Source organism: Paracoccus luteus (genome assembly GCF_004522155.1).
In the GTDB taxonomy this organism is placed as follows: domain Bacteria; phylum Pseudomonadota; class Alphaproteobacteria; order Rhodobacterales; family Rhodobacteraceae; genus Paracoccus; species Paracoccus luteus.
Genome location: NZ_SDEA01000011.1, coordinates 1 through 15,034, shown reverse-complemented (window position 1 = coordinate 15,034; position 15,034 = coordinate 1). Strand labels below are relative to the sequence as shown.

Genomic DNA, 15,034 nt, shown 5'->3' with positions numbered 1-15,034 from the left:
GTCAGGCCGCCTTCGGCTCGACGAACATGCGGCCGCGCATCTCCATGTGCAGGGCGTGGCAGAACCACTGGCAGTAATACCAGTAGACCCCCGGCTGCGCCGCGACAAAGGTGACGGAGGCCGTGGCCTGCGGCCCGATCTCGAACGCGACGCCGTGGTTGCCCATCGTGAACCCGTGCGTCAGGTCGTCCAGATCGTCCAGGTTGGTCACGATGACCGTGACCTCGTCGCCCTGCTGGACCGTGAACTGCTCCAGCGAGAAGTTGGGCGCCTGGCTGGACATGTAGACGCGGACCTTGTTGCCGTCGCGGATCACCGTGTCGGCCCAGCTGTCCAGGTCGATGCCGTCGGCCTCGGCCTGCTTGCGGGTGTCGGCCCACATCGGGTCGTTGCGGTCCCACACCGATTTGATGTTGCTCATCTTCGATGCGGTGACGGCAATCGCGTCGTGGGGTTCGGCAAAGTTGGGGCCGTCGTGGACCAGCACCATCTTGTCGCCCGAGATGTCGATCAGCTGGTCGTTTTCGGGCTTCAGCGGACCCACGTTCAGGAAGCGGTCCTTCGAGAACTTGGACAGGCACACCAGCCAGCGGCCGTCCGCCTCGAGCGTCTCGCCCATCGAGGATTTCAGGTGGCCCGGCTGATAATGGACGTCGATCTTTTCGATGATCGGGTCCACCGCCTCGCCCGCATGGGCGCGCACGGCGTCGGCGATGTTCCATTTCACCACCTGGCTGTCCAGGAACAGCGTGGTGAAGGCGTTGCCCTTGCCGTCAAAGGCGGTGTGCAGCGGGCCGAGGCCCAGTTCGGGCTGCGCCACGATCGCCGATGCCGGTTCGGCCTGATCCTCGAAGATCGCGTCAAAGCGGGTCACGTCCAGCACCGACACGGTCGGCGACAGCTTGCCCGCGACGCACAGATGCACCTTGTCGGGGGCCATGTTGCAGCCGTGGGGGTTCTGCGGGACCGGGATATAGCGGGTGTATTTCTTCGCCGCGTTTTCCTTGCGCCCGTCCAGCACCTTGACGCCGTTCAGCTCCTGAAAGTCGCCGGCCGCGATGCCCGCCTCGATGTTGGCGATGTTGAACACGACGACGTGGTCCAGCTCGGCCTCCATCATCTCGGCCGAGGTGACGCCCATTTCCGAGTTGTAGGACGTCGAGAAGGCATATTTGCCGTCATAGTCGGCCTCGCAGTTGTCCAGGTTGCCGGACACGATGACCTGCCATGCGACGGTCATCTCGTCGGCGTTGATGGCGCTGAACAGGTTCACGTATTTCGACTTGTCGTCCAGAACCGTGCCGTCGTTGACCAGCGGCGCCTCGTCCTCGCCGTTGGCGAAGATATAGTTGGTGCGCGGCACCTTCTGCAGGCGCAGGCCGTGGATGGCCTTGGCGTTCGGGATCTCGAGGATCTTGTCGCATTTCATCACGTCGCAGCGGACGCGGGCGACGCGGGTGTTGGCCTTGTCGTTCATGAACAGGAACCGGCCGTCATAGGTGCCGTCGGTATAGCTCATGTGGACGTGGTGCAGGTCGCCGTTGTCGTGGACCTTCTTGCCCTGCGCGGCCAGATAGTTCCGCGTCTTGTCGGTCATGCTCTCGGTCAGGATCTTCAGCGACTCGTTGGTCTGGCCCCAGCCCGTCGCCGAACAGCGGTTGAACACCGGCACCCGCATCAGCTCGCGCATGGAGGGGATGCCCAGGATGCGCATCTCGCCGGTCTGGCCGGACGACCAGAACCCGTAATAGGTGTCCAGCTCGCCCGGCTTGAGATGCCAGGGGGCCGCGCCCTCGGCCGGGGCGGCCTGCGCCGCGGCAGGTGCCGCACCCACGGTCAGCGCCGCGGCGCCCGCGCCGCCCATCAGGCCAAGCCGCGCCGCGCCGGCCCCGCCCAGGGCGGCAAAGCCGCCCACCGTGGCCGTTGCGCCCAGCAGGCCGCGCCGGCTGATGCCACCGTTCTCGCTCATCTCAGTTCCCCTTCGCCTTGATGTTGGGATGGTTCAGAATCCGGTCCAGCGCCGGTGCGCCGGCCGAAGCGGTTTCCCGGCGTTTCAGCGTGCGCTGCACGACCGGGCATTTTTCCTTGCTGTGATACAGCACCTGACAGTGCATGCAGTTGACGCATTCGTTCGGGTTGATCTGCCCGGTCGGATGGATCGCCTGCACCGGGCATTCGACTCCGCAGGTCTGGCAGGGGCTGCCGCATTCCCGATAGCGTTTCAGCCAGTCGAACATGCGGATGCGCGCCGGGATCGCCAGCCCCGCGCCCAGCGGGCACAGATAGCGGCAATAGAAACGCTCGACGAACAGCCCGATCACCAGCAGCGACACGGCGTAAAGCACGAACGGCCATTCGCGGATGAAGTTCAGGATGATCGCGGTCTTGAACGGCTCGACCTCGGCCAGATGCTCGGCCCGGTCCAGCGACATCAGCGACACCGCGAACAGGCCCAGGAAGATCATGTATTTCACCGGCCACAGCCGTTCGTGCAGACCCCACGGCAGCCGCCATTGCGGCACGCCCAGCTTGCGGGCGGCGTGGTTGGTCAGCTCCTGCAGCGCGCCAAAGGGGCACAGCCAGCCGCAATAGGCGCCCCGCCCCCAGAAGATCAGCGCGGCGGCGACCGCGAACCACAGGATGAAGGTCATCGGGTCCAGCAGGAACGCCTGCCACGAAAAGCCGCTGGTCAGGCTGTTGAACAGCGCCAGGATGTTCACGACCGACAGCTGCGCGTTCATCATCCAGCCCAGCCAGACCAGCGTGACGGTCAGGAACGCATAGCGGAAGACGGCCACCGCGCGCGCCGACCGGGCCAGGAAGTCCTGGAAGAAAAAGGCCAGCGTCAGCACCCCCAGCATCACCAGCAGCCCGGTGATCTGGGCGGTCTTCGCCTCCCAGATGCGGCGCCACAGCTGGGCCTGCGCCTCGCTTTCGGCGGCGGCGGCCTGCGACATCACGACGGCCGGGGGCGCGGCGGCAGTGGGGACGCCCGCCGCCATCGGCTGGCCCGGCTGCGGCGCGGCGGCACCGGAGGCGGGCGCGGTCTGGGCGGCGACGGCCTCGTCGGCGGGGGCGGCGGGCTGCGGGACCGCGCGCAGATACTGGTCCGGCAGGCGGTATTCCATGTCAAAGGTGGTGAACGCCTTGTCGATGGCCGCGACCGCCCGATAGACCAGCAGCTGCAGGCGGAACGGCTGGGCCGGGTCGAACCCCGCGTCGGCCGGGATCTTGAACAGATCCTTTTCGGTGAAGGCCGGGGCGCCTTCGGCCGCCAGCGCGTTGACCCGCCGGTGCTGGCGGTCGCGGAACCGGACCGAGGCGTCGCCCTGCGTCAGCTGGATGCGGTCGAAGATGCCGCCGCGCACATAGCCCGACCCTTTGAATGAATAAAGGCCGTTGCCCAGCACCATGATCGCCTGCTCGCCCGGTTGCAGCCAGGTTTTCAGGTTCTCGTATTCGGCGTCGCCCAGCAGCGCGCGGCCGATCGCCGGATGGCTGACCAGCGCCACGCGCATGTCGATGAAGGTCGTGTCCGCCGGTTCCGTCAGCGGGCGTTCCCGGGCGCGCGTGTCGGCGTGGTTGGCGAATGTCTCGTTGACGGTGCCCACGTCCAGCAGCAGGCGGCGCACCGTGCCGTCGCCTTCCAGCGTGTCCCAGTCGGCGGGGGCGGTGGCGTCGGGGTCCAGTTCGACCGCCGGTCCCGTCGCTGCGGCGGCGGGCGCCGCGCCCAGGCCGCCCAGCCCCAGCGCCCGCGCGACATGCAGGCCCGACCGCACGACGGAATCGTCGATCACCATGATCGTGACGGTCGCGCCGGAAATGATGTTCAGCTCGTGCGCCGACCCGCCCGCCTGCGCCTCGGCCGCAAGGTCCATGCCGACGTAGTCGGCCGCCATCGCCTGGATCTTGGCCTCGGGGATGCCGATCAGCACGATGGGTTCGGAATGCTTGACCAGCCTGACGCCCAGCACGCGGGCATCGGCGTCCACGGCGACCGCCGTGTGGATGGGCTTGCCGGAATACCCGGTCGTGCCCACGAAATCCGACGTGATCCAGACCCAGCCAAGCTGCTGGCCGCCGCCCATGACCGGCGCCACCGGCAGGTCGGCGCGGATCGGGCCGAAACTGTCCGCGCCCGCCGCGATCTCCGCCGGGTTCAGGTCGGCGATCAGCTGCGACAGATGCGACGGCGCGGCCGCCGTCGCCTGCGCGCGCGCTTGCGGCGCGGGCAGCACCAGCGCGCACAGCGCGATGAAAAGGGCAGCGATCAGGGCAGGCAGGCGGACGGTCATGCGGATCAGCCTTGGGTCTTTTCGGAAATGCGCGGGCGGGCGAACCGATGGGCGACAGCCGGGCCATCGCGACGGGCCAGCCGCAGGGCCGGCGCAAGGGCTGGAACGGGTCGGACCATCACGCGCATGACGCTGACGTAAAGCAATGCGGGGCGGGGTTACCTTGATTTGGGTCAATATCGCGGCCGTGGCCGCGGATGCGCGTCATTCCGCCACGCTGTGCGCCTTCGCCGATCCGCCGTGCCGTCCCGCCGCCCGCTTGCAGTTTGTCCCGCGCCGGACGAACCATGCGCGATGAGCAACCTGCACCCCGAACTGTTCCTGCGGCTTTACCTGTCCGACACCGGGATGATCGGCCCCGGCAAGGCGGCGCTGCTGGACGGGATCGCGGCCACCGGCTCGATCACCGCGGCGGGGCGCGGACTGGGGATGAGCTATAAGCGCGCCTGGCTGCTGGTCGAGGCGATGAACGCCATGTTCCGCGATCCGCTGGTCGACAGCGTGCGCGGCGGCGCGGGCGGCGGCGGCGCGGCGCTGACCGACACCGGGCGGCGCGTGCTGGCGCTGTATCGCCAGATCGAGGCGGCGTCGCGCGACGCCAACGCCGACCGCATCGCCGCGCTGCGCGACCTGCTGGCGGACGGCCCGGGCGAAAGATAGCGGTTGCCCCTGACCCGGCGGCGGTTATGTTCGGCCGGACATAACCGCTTGCGAGGATGCCGCCATGCCGTTCCGCCTTGCCCAGACGTCCGCCGCAGCAGCCCTTGTGGCGGCGCTGGCCGTTCCCGCCGCGGCGGACGAGGTCGTGGTCTTTGCCGCCGCCTCGCTGAAAACCGCGCTGGACGCGGTCGCGGCCGATTTCCGGCAGGCGACCGGACACACCGTCACGGTCAGCTATGCGGGTTCGAACGCATTGGCCCAGCAGATCCTGCAGGGCGCGCCCGCCGACGTCTTCATCTCGGCCTCGGTCGAGTGGATGGATCAGGTGGAACAGGGCGGCGAGGTCGTGGACGGCACCCGCGCCGACCTGCTGGGCAACACGCTGGTGCTGATCGCCGCCGACCCGGCGGCCCAGCCGGTGGACCTGACCCCGGACACCGACCTGCCCGCCCTGCTGGACGGCGGCAAGCTGGCGATGGCGATGGTCGATGCCGTCCCCGCCGGGCAATACGGCAAGGCCGCGCTGACCGCGCTGGGGCTGTGGGACGGCGTCGCCCCTTCGGTCGCGCAGGCCGACAACGTGCGGGCGGCGCTGGCGCTGGTCTCGACCGGCGAGGCGCCCTATGGCATCGTCTACGCGACCGACGCCGCGGCCGAGCCGGGGGTCCGCGTCGTGGGCGTTTTCCCGGCGGACACGCACGAGCTGATCACCTATCCCGTGGCGCTGCTGAAATCGGCGCAGGACGACGCCGACCGGGCCTTTCTTGACGCCCTGACCGCGCCCGAGGCGGATGCCGTGTTCGAGGCGAACGGATTCGCGGTCGTGAACTGAGGGGGTTCGCGCGTGGCCGCATGGCTGACCCCGCAGGAATGGGACGCGCTGCGGCTGTCGCTTCGCGTGGCGTTCTGGGCCACGCTGGCCAGCCTGCCGCTGGCGCTGTTCGTCGCGCACGCGCTGGCGCGCTGGCGGTTTCGCGGGCATGCGGTGCTGAACGGACTGGTCCACCTGCCGCTGGTGATGCCGCCGGTCGTCACCGGCTATCTGCTGCTGCTGACCTTCGGGCGGCGCGGCTGGGTGGGTCAGCACCTGGACCAGTGGTTCGGGATCGTGCTGGCCTTTCGCTGGACCGGCGCGGTGCTGGCGGCGGCCGTCATGGCGTTCCCGCTGATGGTGCGGGCAATCCGCCTGTCGATTGAGGCGGTGGACCCAAGGCTGGAACAGGCCGCGGGCAGCCTGGGCGCGCCGGCGCCCTGGGTCTGGGTCACCGTCACGCTGCCGCTGATCCTGCCCGGCGTGATCGCCGGCGCGATTCTCGCCTTCGCCAAGGCGATGGGCGAGTTCGGCGCCACCATCACATTCGTGTCCAACATCCCCGGCCAGACACAGACGCTGCCCTCGGCCATCTATGCGTTCCTGCAGGTGCCGGGGGGCGAGGCGTCGGCGGCGCGGCTTGTCGCGATCTCGCTTTTCGTCGCGATGGCGGCGCTGGTCGCGTCCGAGGCGCTGTCCCGGCGGCTGGCGCGCAGGATCGCCGGATGACGGTCAGCATCGCCCTGCGCCATCGCCTGTCCGGTTTCACGCTGGACGTGGCGTTCGACGCGCCCCCCGGCGTGACGGTCCTGTTCGGCCCCTCGGGGTCGGGCAAGTCCACCGTGCTGAATGCCGTGGCCGGGCTGCTGCGGGTGGACGCCGGGCGCATCGCCGTGAACGGCAGGGTGCTGACCGACACGGCGCGGGGCGTTCAGGTGCCCCCGCACCGCCGCCGCCTGGGCGTGATCTTTCAGGACGGCCGGCTGTTTCCGCATCTGAGCGTGCGCCAGAACCTGCGCTATGGCCGCTGGTTCGCGCCCCGCGACACGCCCCCGGTGTCCGAACCCGCGATCGTCGAGATGCTGGGCATCGGCGCGCTGCTGGACCGCGCGCCCGCGACGCTGTCGGGGGGCGAGCGCCAGCGCGTCGCCATCGGGCGCGCGCTGCTGGCCGCGCCCCGGCTGATCCTGGCGGACGAGCCGCTGTCGGCGCTGGACGACGACCGCAAGGCCGAGATCATGCCCTATCTGGAACGGCTGCGCGACGACCTGCGGGTGCCGATGCTGTATGTCAGCCATTCCCCGGCCGAGGTGGCGCGCATCGCCACCACCGTCGCCATGCTGGACGCGGGCCGGCTGGTGCGCTTCGGACCGGCGGCCGAGGTGCTGGCCGATCCCGCCGTCGCCGGACGCGGCCGCGACGCGGGCGCGGTGATCGCGGCGCGCGTCGTGTGCCATCACGCGGACGGCGTGACCGAACTGGACGCGGGCGGGCTGGCGCTGTTCCTGCCGACGCTGGCGGCGCAGCCGGGCGACCGCCTGCGGCTGCGGATCGCCGCGCAGGACGTGATGCTGGCGCGCGGCCAGCCGTCGGGCCTGTCGGCGCTGAACATCCTGCCCGGCACCGTCGAAAGCCTGCGCGAGGATGGCGGCAGCGTGCTGGTCCGCCTGTCCACGCCCGCAGGCCCGCTGTTGTCGCGCATCACCCTCCGGTCCGCCGGGCAGTTGCAGGTGGCGCCCGGCGCGCCCCTGACCGCCATCGTCAAGTCGCTGTCGCAGGGACCGGACGACGTCGGAACGCCGGTCCACTAGGTTGACGGCCGCACAGCCTCACGCCTCGATCCTGACCGGCGTCCCCTTGTAGGCCGGGGTCTTGGACATCCGGTCGTGCAGCCCGACCGGCACAAGCGCGTTCACCTCGGGGTAATAGGCCGCGACGCAGCGGTCGGGCAGGTCATAGGGCGTGACCGTCAGCCCGGCGACGGCGCGGTGGTGGCCGTCATCCTCGGCGCAGATCATCGTCACCTGCTGGCCTTCGGCGAGACCCGCGCGGGCGACGTCGGCGGGGCTCATCAGGACGATCATGCGGTTGCCCTTCAGCGCGCGCAGCCGGTCGTCATAGCCATAGATCGTGGTGTTGAACTGGTCGTTCGACCGCAGCGTGACCAGCGTGTATTCGCCCGCCCGCAGATCGCGGCCAAGGCCCGACGCGACCGCAGGGACCGAGAACTCGGCCTTGCCGCTTTCGGTCTGCCAGATCCGCTCGCGCGCCTTGTTGCCCTTGTGGAACCCGCCGGGCTGGCGCATCCGCGTCTCGTATTCGGCGAACTGGTCGGGCCACACCCGCTCGATCACCGACCGGACGCGGGCATAGTCGGCCACCCAGTCGTCCCACGGCACCCGCGCGTTCGGGGGCAATGTCGCCCTGGCGATGCCCGCCACGATGGCCGGTTCCGACAGCAGCGTGTCGGCGGCGGGCGCGTTCTTGCCCAGCGAAGCGTGGATGTGCGACAGCGAATCCTCGATGGACACCGTCTGCGCGCCGCTGGCCTGCATGTCCTCCTCGGCCCGCACGAGGCAGGGCAGCAGCCACGTCTCGCGCCCCGGCGACAGATGCGAGCGGTTCAGTTTGGTCGCCACGCTCACCACAAGGTCCAGCCCCGCCCAGTGCGGCCGCACGCGTTCGGTGTCGGGGATCGAGTGGGCGAAATTGCCGCCCAGTTGCAGAAACCCGCGCACGGACCCGTCGATGATCCCTTCGGCAGCGGTGACGGTCGTCCGCCCCTCGTCGCGCGGCGGATCAAAGGCGAACAGGTCGGCCAGCCTGTCCAAGGGGACCAGTTCGGGCTTTTCGGAAATGCCGACAGTGCGCTGGCCCTGCACGTTGGAATGCCCCCGCACCGGCGAGATGCCCGCCCCCAGCCGCCCGATACTGCCGCGCAGCAGCATCAGATTGACCAGCATCCCCAGCGTCTCGCCGCCGTGCACATGCTGGGTCAGCCCCATGCCATACATGAAGACCGCCGCCTTTGACCCCGCATAGATCGCCGCCACCTGCCGCAGATGGTCCCGCGACAGGCCGGAATGCGCCTCGATCTGCTCCCATCCGGTCGCCTCGGCATGCGCTTTCAGCGCCTCGAACCCGGTCGTGTGGCTGGCGATGAAGTCGCGGTCCAGGATGCCGCCCTGCGCCGCGTCCAGTTCCAGCACGTGCTTGATCAGCCCCAGGATCGCCGCCAGGTCGCCGCCGGGACGCACCTGCAGATACAGGTCCGAGATCTCGGTCGATCCGCCCAGCATCTGCGTCACCCGCTGCGGGTTGCGGAACCGCAGCAGGCCCGGTTCGCGCACCGGGTTCAGGGTCACGACCTTGCAGCCCCGTTCCACCGCGCGCTGGATGTTGTGCAGGAACCGCGGGCTGCTGGACCCGGTGTTCTGGCCAAGAAACAGCATCATGTCGCAGTGGTCGAAGTCGTCCAGCACGCAGGTGCCGACCGGCGAGCCGATGAACTTCTTCAGCGCCACGCTGGTCGTCTCGTGGCACATGTTGGACGAATCGGGCAGGTTGTTGTGGCCGTAAAGCCGCGCGAACAGCTGCCACATGAACGAGGTTTCAAGGCTGGCCCGACCCGAGGTGTAGAAGACGACGGATTTCGGGTCCAGCCGTTGCAGCGCCGCGCCGATGCCGCGGAACGCTTCGTCCCAGCCGGTCGGGACATAGCAGCCGGTGTCGGGATCGAAGCGCATCGGGTGGGTCAGCCGGCCCAGCGCCTCCAGCTCGTGATCGCTCAGCGCGGCCAGTTCGGCGACGGGCTTGTCCGCCAGCACCTGCGGGTCGCAAGTGGCCCGCGCCAGATCCCAGATCGTGGCCTTGGCCCCGTTCTCGCAGAACTCTGCCACGTGGGGCTTTGCGGGCTTGGCCCAAGCGCAGGACGTGCACATGTGCCCGCCGGGCTTGTTCTGGCGGCGCAGCGTGTTCAGCGCACCCGCCGAAGGCGGCTCGCCCAGCAGGACGCGGCCCAGCCCCTCGAGCGAGCCCCAGCCGCCGGCCGGGCCGTCGTAATGGGGCGTGTCGGGGTCTTGTTCGGCCTGCGGATCGGGAAAACTGCCGGGCATGGGCGCACCTCGTGGGCTGTGGGACGCCCGTGGGCGCGCGGGGACGAACCGGCGTGCAGGCCGGGGAACCGGCCCGGCGGTGGCTGACCTGGCGGGTGGAACCGTGCCGCACGGGGCCGCACGGGCCAGCACCGCCGATGCCTGCAGCCTGGCCGGAGCGTTCCCCTGTCAACGCCAACGCCGCGCATCGGTTTCGTCGGCCGGGCATGTTGGCCGATGGCCTGGCGCGGCCCGGTCCGCCGGGCCGCAAGCCACGGCCCGCCCCTGCCGCTCACCCGGCCGCCATCCGACCCTCACGTCGCCTCAAGCACCATGTTCAGCGGCGTCCGGGCGGCCTTGCGGACGTGGCTGAACCCGCTGGCGCGGCAAGCCACGGCCCGCCCCTGCCGCTCACCCGGCCGCCATCCGCCCCCTCACGTCGCCTCAAGCACCATGTTCAGCGGCGTCCGGGCGGCCTTGCGAACGTGGCTGAACCCGCCGGGCCGCAAGCCACGGCCCGCCCCTGCCGCTCACCCGGCCGCCATCCGCCCCTCACGTCGCCTCAAGCACCATGTTCAGCGGCGTCTGGGCGGCCTTGCGAACGTGGCTGAACCCCCCGGCGCGGATGATTTCGGACAGTTTCCTCTCGCCGGCCTGCGCCCCCAGCGCCAAACCCGTTTCCTGCGCCAGCGATGTCGGCACGCAGATCATCGTCGAGGCGGAATAGTAAAGCCGCCCGACCGGGTTGAGGTTCTCGTCCAGCGTGTCGCCAGCGGCGGGTTCGACCACCATCCAGGTGCCGTCGGGCTTCAGCGCCTGGCGGATATGGCTGGCCGCGGCCTGCGGGTCGCCCATGTCGTGCAGGCAGTCGAAACAGGTGACCAGGTCAAAGTCCCGGCCCGGAAAATCCTGCGCGCGCCCGACCTCGAACGTGACGTTGTCCACCTGATGCGCGCGGGCGTGCGCCGTGGCGGCGGCGATCGAACCCATGTGGAAGTCGATGCCCACGAACTCGGACCGGGGGAACGCCTGCGCCATCAGGATGGTCGATATGCCGTGGCCGCAGCCGACATCGGCCACCTTAGCCCCTTGGGACAGCCGCTCTGCGACGCCGCCCAGCGCCGGCAGCCATTCCTGCACCAGCGCGTTCACATAGCCCGGCCGGAACATGCGGGCCACTGCGCAGAACAGGCATCCCGCCTGATCGCCCCAAGCGACGCCCTTGCCGGTCTTGAAGGCCGCCTGCACCTTGGGCTGGTTCTCCATCATCGCCGCGGCGGTGTCGAAGGCTCCGATCAGCGCCACGGGGCTGTCGGGCTGGGCAAAGACCATCGCCTGCTCGGGCGTCAGCCAAAAGCGGCCGCCCTCGTGCGTCACATAGCCGGACGCCGCCTGCGCGGACAGCCATTCGCGGATATAGCGGATGTCGCACGCGGCGGCCGTCGCCAGCTCGCGCTCGTCCGCGGGGCCGATCTCGGCCAGCGCGCGATACAGCCCCAGCGCGTCGCCGATCCGCACCAGCGGCACGCTGACCGCGCCGCCGAGATCGCCCAGAACCCGGCCCACAAGATCGTTGAGCCTTGCTTCGTCAACCTGTGCCATGACGGCCTCCTGTCATCGGCATCCCCCCGGATGCCCTGTCGGCAGGGTGCGCCCGGCCCCGCCCGCGCGCATGGGACGGGCGTCCCGCGGCGGCGGAAACAGGGGCCGCCGGATGGGACAGATGTCCCGGTGACGGGCGGATCGGCTATTCGGCCAGCGTCATCACGATCGCCTGCGCGCGTGTCGTCACGCCAAGCTTGTCGAAGACGACGGAAAGCTGGTTCCTGACCGTCTTCTGGCTTTTGCCCAGCCGCGCCGCGATCGCGGCATTGTCCAGCCCCTCGGCGACAAGCCGCAGGACGTCCGTCTCGGCCGGGGTCAGCCCCGCCTCGCGCATCGCGCGGGCCTGCGGGGGGCCGTCCTGTTCCAGAAACTGCGCCAGCTCGGCGTGAAACATCCTCCACGCCGGCTCGTGCGCCAACAGCACGTGATTGGCGCTGTCCAGCGGCACGAACCGCGCGCCGGGGATCACGGCCGCGAGCCTGCGCCCCTCGTCGAAGGGCACGCGCATGTCGCCGCGGCAGTGCATGATCAGCGTCGGCAACCGCAGCTGCGCGGCCTGGGTCAGGACGTCGATCCCCTGCATTTCCCGCAGCAGGGCCGCCGCCACCTCGGGGCTTGCGGTCTCGCGCTCCAGATCGCCCCACCAGCGATGCTGCTCGGGCGTGCCGCCGGGGATGAACAGGTTGGTGAAGAAATGGCAGAACGCCGGATTCTCGCGGCCCCAGCCGATGCGGATGAAGTTCACCAGCGTCTCGGCCTCAAGCAGCTGGGCGTCGCTGGTCGCCCGCGCCCGCGCGCCGCGCGCATAGGCGTTGACCAGAACCAGCCGCGACACCCGCTCGGGGTGACGCAGGGCATAGGTGATGGCCAGCGACCCGCCCTGCGACTGGCCCAGCAGCACAAAGCGCGGCTCGTCCACGGTCGCCGCCACCGCCTCGAGGTCGGCCTGCCAGGCATCGACCGACAGGTCGGCCACAAAGCGGTCGGACAGGCCGCAGCCCCGCGGATCATAGCGCACAAAGCGATTCCGCACCGCCAGCGCCTGAACCCACGGGCGCCAGACCGGGCTTGCCAGGTCATAGTCCACATGGCTCAGCCAGTGCGCGGCGCGAAGGATCACCGGCCCGGTCCCGCAGGAGGCGACTGCGATCCGTGTCCCGTCTGCCGACGCGCAAAATCGGATGCTCTGACGCAGACTCATGATGCGGATGATACCGCGTCGGGCAGGTGGCGAACAGCGATTGCAGCCGGCGGGTGGGCGCGCGGTCAGCGACCGAAAGCCGTGGGGCCGGCCCGCCTTCGGCACGGCAGAAGATGCCGGATGGTGTCCCGTGCGAGATGGACGACGCGCCGAACCCCGTGAGGAACACGTCGCGCTGGGATCATCTCCCACGCGCGCGAAGGCGACGCGCGGCAAGGCGGCCGACAACCGCGTCCTGGACACAGCGGGATCATCTCCCACGCGCGCGAAGGCGACGCGGATCCGCGCCGTTGTGGCGCTTTTCAACTAAGGGGGATCATCTCCCACGCGCGCGAAGGCGACGCGGCCCTTCATCCGATCTTCCAGCGTCTCGCTGTTCATCTCCCACGCGCGCGAAGGCGACGCTGGATGACAACCGCCAACATGAAACCCGCCAGTCATCCGCCACGCGCGCGACGGCGACTCTCACGCGCGCGATGGCGACGCGGAGCGCGCCTCGGACTAGGGCTGGCCCTTGCGGTCGGTTGCGCCGTTCCGAACGGGTGCGACGCGCCGCCGCGGCGGTGCGCCCGATCCGGCGCATGACTTTGGCCGCGCTTGCCTGACCTGCGAGACCTTGATCACCCCAGCCGATAGTTCGGCGACTCCCGCGTGATCTGGACGTCGTGCATATGAGCTTAGTTCAAATCTATCATTTTGATCTTCAAGTAATTTTTTGGACTCTGCATCAGTTGCATCAGTTCCTTGGGCTGTACATCAGTGCTGCACCAGCCAACTGATGCAGTTGCAGGGTCATCGCGGATGAGTCAGAATACTACTGGGTAGCACCAGCAAAGGGCTCACGATGATGACCGTCAAGGCTTCGATCTCCCTAACGGATCGACAGGACGCCTTCGCCCGCAGTCTTGTCGCCGAGGGGAAGTATTCCAGCGTCAGCGCCGTCGTCCAGCGTGCGCTCGACCTTCTCCACGAAGAAACCGACGCGCGCGAGGCCGACACGGCCGCTTTGCGCAGCCTGCTGGAACAGCGACGCGCGGGCGCTTTCATTGGGGCCGACGAGGCGCGCAAACGCACCGAAGCGATGTTGGCACGGAAACGGGCGGCCCTTGGCCTGGACGGTTGAGCGATCGGCAGAGGCCGATCTTGATCTGGCGCTGATCTTCGACTTCCTGCTCGCCGCCGCGCTCGACTTCGGTGAGCCGACGGACCGGGCATTCGAGCAGGCGGCGCGGCGCGTCAGGGCTATCGAGGACGCGATCTTCGCGCTTGGCAACGCCCCGCATCAAGGCACTCTGGATCACGGTCTCCTGCCCGGCCTGCGGCGCGTGACCAAGGAGCGCGCCATCATCTATTTCGACACGAACGAGGACGCGCAGGTCGTGCGCGTTCTCGCGGTGTTCTTCGGCGGGCAGGATCATCACCGGCGGATGCTGATCAGGCTGCTGGAAGGCTGATCGCCGACGCGCTGAGCGCGTCGGTCAGCCCTGTGCCAAGTGTTCCACCGCTTGACGATCTCGGGCCACCACTCCGCCTCCAGCGCCTCCCCTACATCCAGAACGAGCTGAAGCTGCTGGCGCTTGTAGATCTCGGTTGTAGGCGAGCCTCGGGCGAACAAACGATCCCGTTCGGAAATCGTGATAGAGGTGTGCTCCATCACAGCGGAGATGGCGAAATCCGCGACGCGCCCCGCCAGGAAGTCCCCGAAGGTGTGCCGGATCGAATACCAGTTCGCGCCGGACGCCTCCATGGCGTGACCACGGATGTGCCAGCTTCCATGTCGACAGCAAAGAGGACGCGCAGGGTATGCGCGTCCTCGCTGTGTTCTCCGGCTGGCAGTATCTGTGATCGCCTCTCAGCCATTCGCTAAGGTCTTCGACCGCGCGACGATCTCGGGCCACCACGCAGCCTCCAACGCCTCACCCACATCCAGTACGGGCTGGAGTTGCCGGCGCTTGTAGATCTCCGTTGTGGGCGAGCCTTCGGCGAAAAGGCGGTCGCGTTCGGACGTCGTGATGGAGGTGTGGCCCATCACCGCCGATATGGCGAAATCCGGCACACGCCCGGCCAGAAAGTCGCCGAAGGTGTGCCTGATGGAATACCAGTTGGCGCCCGTCTGTCCCTTCGCAAGGTTCTTGTCGATCTCGGATCGCTGCACCAAGCGGTGCATCATCTGGGTCCAGTTGCGCGAGCTTTCTGCGAGGGGCTTGCCCCCTGCCCTCAGGAGATATCCATCTCCATGACAAACAAGAAGCCGCTCGAGAACATCCTTCATCGGCCCGCTGATAGGAACGATGGGTTTGCGCTTGTTTGACTGAAGCTCTCCCCACTTCATCAGTAAGCGTCCGGCCCGAGGGCTACCCGTTCCATT

At 68.9% G+C, this 15,034-nt stretch carries 13 protein-coding genes; 6 read left to right on the top strand and 7 right to left on the bottom strand.

What is annotated here, in order from left to right; all coding sequences use genetic code 11:
• Nucleotide 1 precedes the first annotated feature (1 nt).
• Nucleotides 2-1,969, bottom strand: a complete 1,968-nt coding sequence (gene nosZ, locus EPA64_RS12690; protein WP_134726728.1) for a TAT-dependent nitrous-oxide reductase — start codon at nt 1,967-1,969, stop codon at nt 2-4.
• A 1-nt stretch (nt 1,970) separates the two neighbouring features.
• A complete protein-coding gene (locus tag EPA64_RS12685) occupies nt 1,971-4,295 on the bottom strand; it encodes a NosR/NirI family protein (protein WP_134726727.1) in 2,325 nt (774 codons plus the stop codon).
• Between the two features lie 294 nt (nt 4,296-4,589).
• On the opposite strand from EPA64_RS12685, the gene EPA64_RS12680 reads away from it, so the two are divergent.
• The 4 genes from EPA64_RS12680 to modC all read left to right on the top strand — a co-directional run bounded on the left by EPA64_RS12680 (nt 4,590) and on the right by modC (nt 7,577).
• Nucleotides 4,590-4,955, top strand: a complete 366-nt coding sequence (locus EPA64_RS12680; RefSeq protein WP_134726726.1) for a winged helix-turn-helix domain-containing protein — start codon at nt 4,590-4,592, stop codon at nt 4,953-4,955.
• A gap of 64 nt (nt 4,956-5,019) precedes the next feature.
• Nucleotides 5,020-5,787, top strand: coding sequence for a molybdate ABC transporter substrate-binding protein (gene modA / locus EPA64_RS12675; protein ID WP_134726725.1), 768 nt, complete (start codon nt 5,020-5,022; stop codon nt 5,785-5,787).
• A 12-nt stretch (nt 5,788-5,799) separates the two neighbouring features.
• Nucleotides 5,800-6,495 carry a molybdate ABC transporter permease subunit gene (gene modB / locus EPA64_RS12670; RefSeq protein ID WP_134726724.1) on the top strand — a complete coding sequence of 232 codons (696 nt, stop codon included), beginning with the start codon at nt 5,800-5,802 and terminating at the stop codon, nt 6,493-6,495.
• Nucleotides 6,492-7,577, top strand: a complete 1,086-nt coding sequence (gene modC, locus EPA64_RS12665) for a molybdenum ABC transporter ATP-binding protein (RefSeq protein WP_134726723.1) — start codon at nt 6,492-6,494, stop codon at nt 7,575-7,577. Before modB ends, modC begins: the two co-directional genes overlap by 4 nt.
• 18 nt (nt 7,578-7,595) lie before the next feature.
• Here the strand turns inward: modC and EPA64_RS12660 are convergent, their stop codons facing one another.
• From EPA64_RS12660 to EPA64_RS12650, 3 genes are all read right to left on the bottom strand, one after another.
• Entirely contained in the window at nt 7,596-9,881 is a 2,286-nt protein-coding gene (locus EPA64_RS12660; RefSeq protein WP_134726722.1) for an FdhF/YdeP family oxidoreductase, read from the bottom strand.
• A gap of 531 nt (nt 9,882-10,412) precedes the next feature.
• Nucleotides 10,413-11,462, bottom strand: coding sequence for a class I SAM-dependent methyltransferase (locus EPA64_RS12655; RefSeq protein WP_134726721.1), 1,050 nt, complete (start codon nt 11,460-11,462; stop codon nt 10,413-10,415).
• Between the two features lie 145 nt (nt 11,463-11,607).
• Nucleotides 11,608-12,585, bottom strand: a complete 978-nt coding sequence (locus tag EPA64_RS12650; protein WP_220443755.1) for an alpha/beta fold hydrolase — start codon at nt 12,583-12,585, stop codon at nt 11,608-11,610.
• A gap of 925 nt (nt 12,586-13,510) precedes the next feature.
• Here EPA64_RS12650 and EPA64_RS12645 point away from each other — a divergent pair.
• Both EPA64_RS12645 and EPA64_RS12640 read left to right on the top strand, forming a co-directional pair.
• Nucleotides 13,511-13,789, top strand: coding sequence for a ribbon-helix-helix domain-containing protein (locus tag EPA64_RS12645; protein WP_246026751.1), 279 nt, complete (start codon nt 13,511-13,513; stop codon nt 13,787-13,789).
• Nucleotides 13,773-14,120, top strand: a complete 348-nt coding sequence (locus tag EPA64_RS12640; RefSeq protein WP_134726719.1) for a type II toxin-antitoxin system RelE/ParE family toxin — start codon at nt 13,773-13,775, stop codon at nt 14,118-14,120. The genes EPA64_RS12645 and EPA64_RS12640 overlap by 17 nt, the downstream gene beginning before the upstream one ends.
• On the opposite strand, the gene EPA64_RS12635 is transcribed toward EPA64_RS12640, so the two are convergent.
• Together EPA64_RS12635 and EPA64_RS12630 are read right to left on the bottom strand one after the other, a co-directional pair.
• A complete protein-coding gene (locus EPA64_RS12635; protein ID WP_134726718.1) occupies nt 14,084-14,413 on the bottom strand; it encodes a hypothetical protein in 330 nt (109 codons plus the stop codon). The genes EPA64_RS12640 and EPA64_RS12635 overlap by 37 nt on opposite strands.
• A 105-nt stretch (nt 14,414-14,518) precedes the next feature.
• A partial coding sequence (locus EPA64_RS12630) for a site-specific integrase (protein WP_220443754.1) occupies nt 14,519-15,034 on the bottom strand: 516 nt, incomplete at its 5' end.

What these genes read in the sequence shown, in the direction of transcription:
- nosZ (WP_134726728.1), bottom strand. Translation starts at nt 1,969, where the DNA reads ATGAGCGAGAACGGTGGCATCAGCCGGCGCGGCCTGCTGGGCGCAACG.
- EPA64_RS12685 (WP_134726727.1), bottom strand. Translation starts at nt 4,295, where the DNA reads ATGACCGTCCGCCTGCCTGCCCTGATCGCTGCCCTTTTCATCGCGCTG.
- EPA64_RS12680 (WP_134726726.1), top strand. Translation starts at nt 4,590, where the DNA reads ATGAGCAACCTGCACCCCGAACTGTTCCTGCGGCTTTACCTGTCCGAC.
- modA (WP_134726725.1), top strand. Translation starts at nt 5,020, where the DNA reads ATGCCGTTCCGCCTTGCCCAGACGTCCGCCGCAGCAGCCCTTGTGGCG.
- modC (WP_134726723.1), top strand. Translation starts at nt 6,492, where the DNA reads ATGACGGTCAGCATCGCCCTGCGCCATCGCCTGTCCGGTTTCACGCTG.
- EPA64_RS12660 (WP_134726722.1), bottom strand. Translation starts at nt 9,881, where the DNA reads ATGCCCGGCAGTTTTCCCGATCCGCAGGCCGAACAAGACCCCGACACG.
- EPA64_RS12655 (WP_134726721.1), bottom strand. Translation starts at nt 11,462, where the DNA reads ATGGCACAGGTTGACGAAGCAAGGCTCAACGATCTTGTGGGCCGGGTT.
- EPA64_RS12645 (WP_246026751.1), top strand. Translation starts at nt 13,511, where the DNA reads ATGATGACCGTCAAGGCTTCGATCTCCCTAACGGATCGACAGGACGCC.
- EPA64_RS12635 (WP_134726718.1), bottom strand. Translation starts at nt 14,413, where the DNA reads ATGGAGGCGTCCGGCGCGAACTGGTATTCGATCCGGCACACCTTCGGG.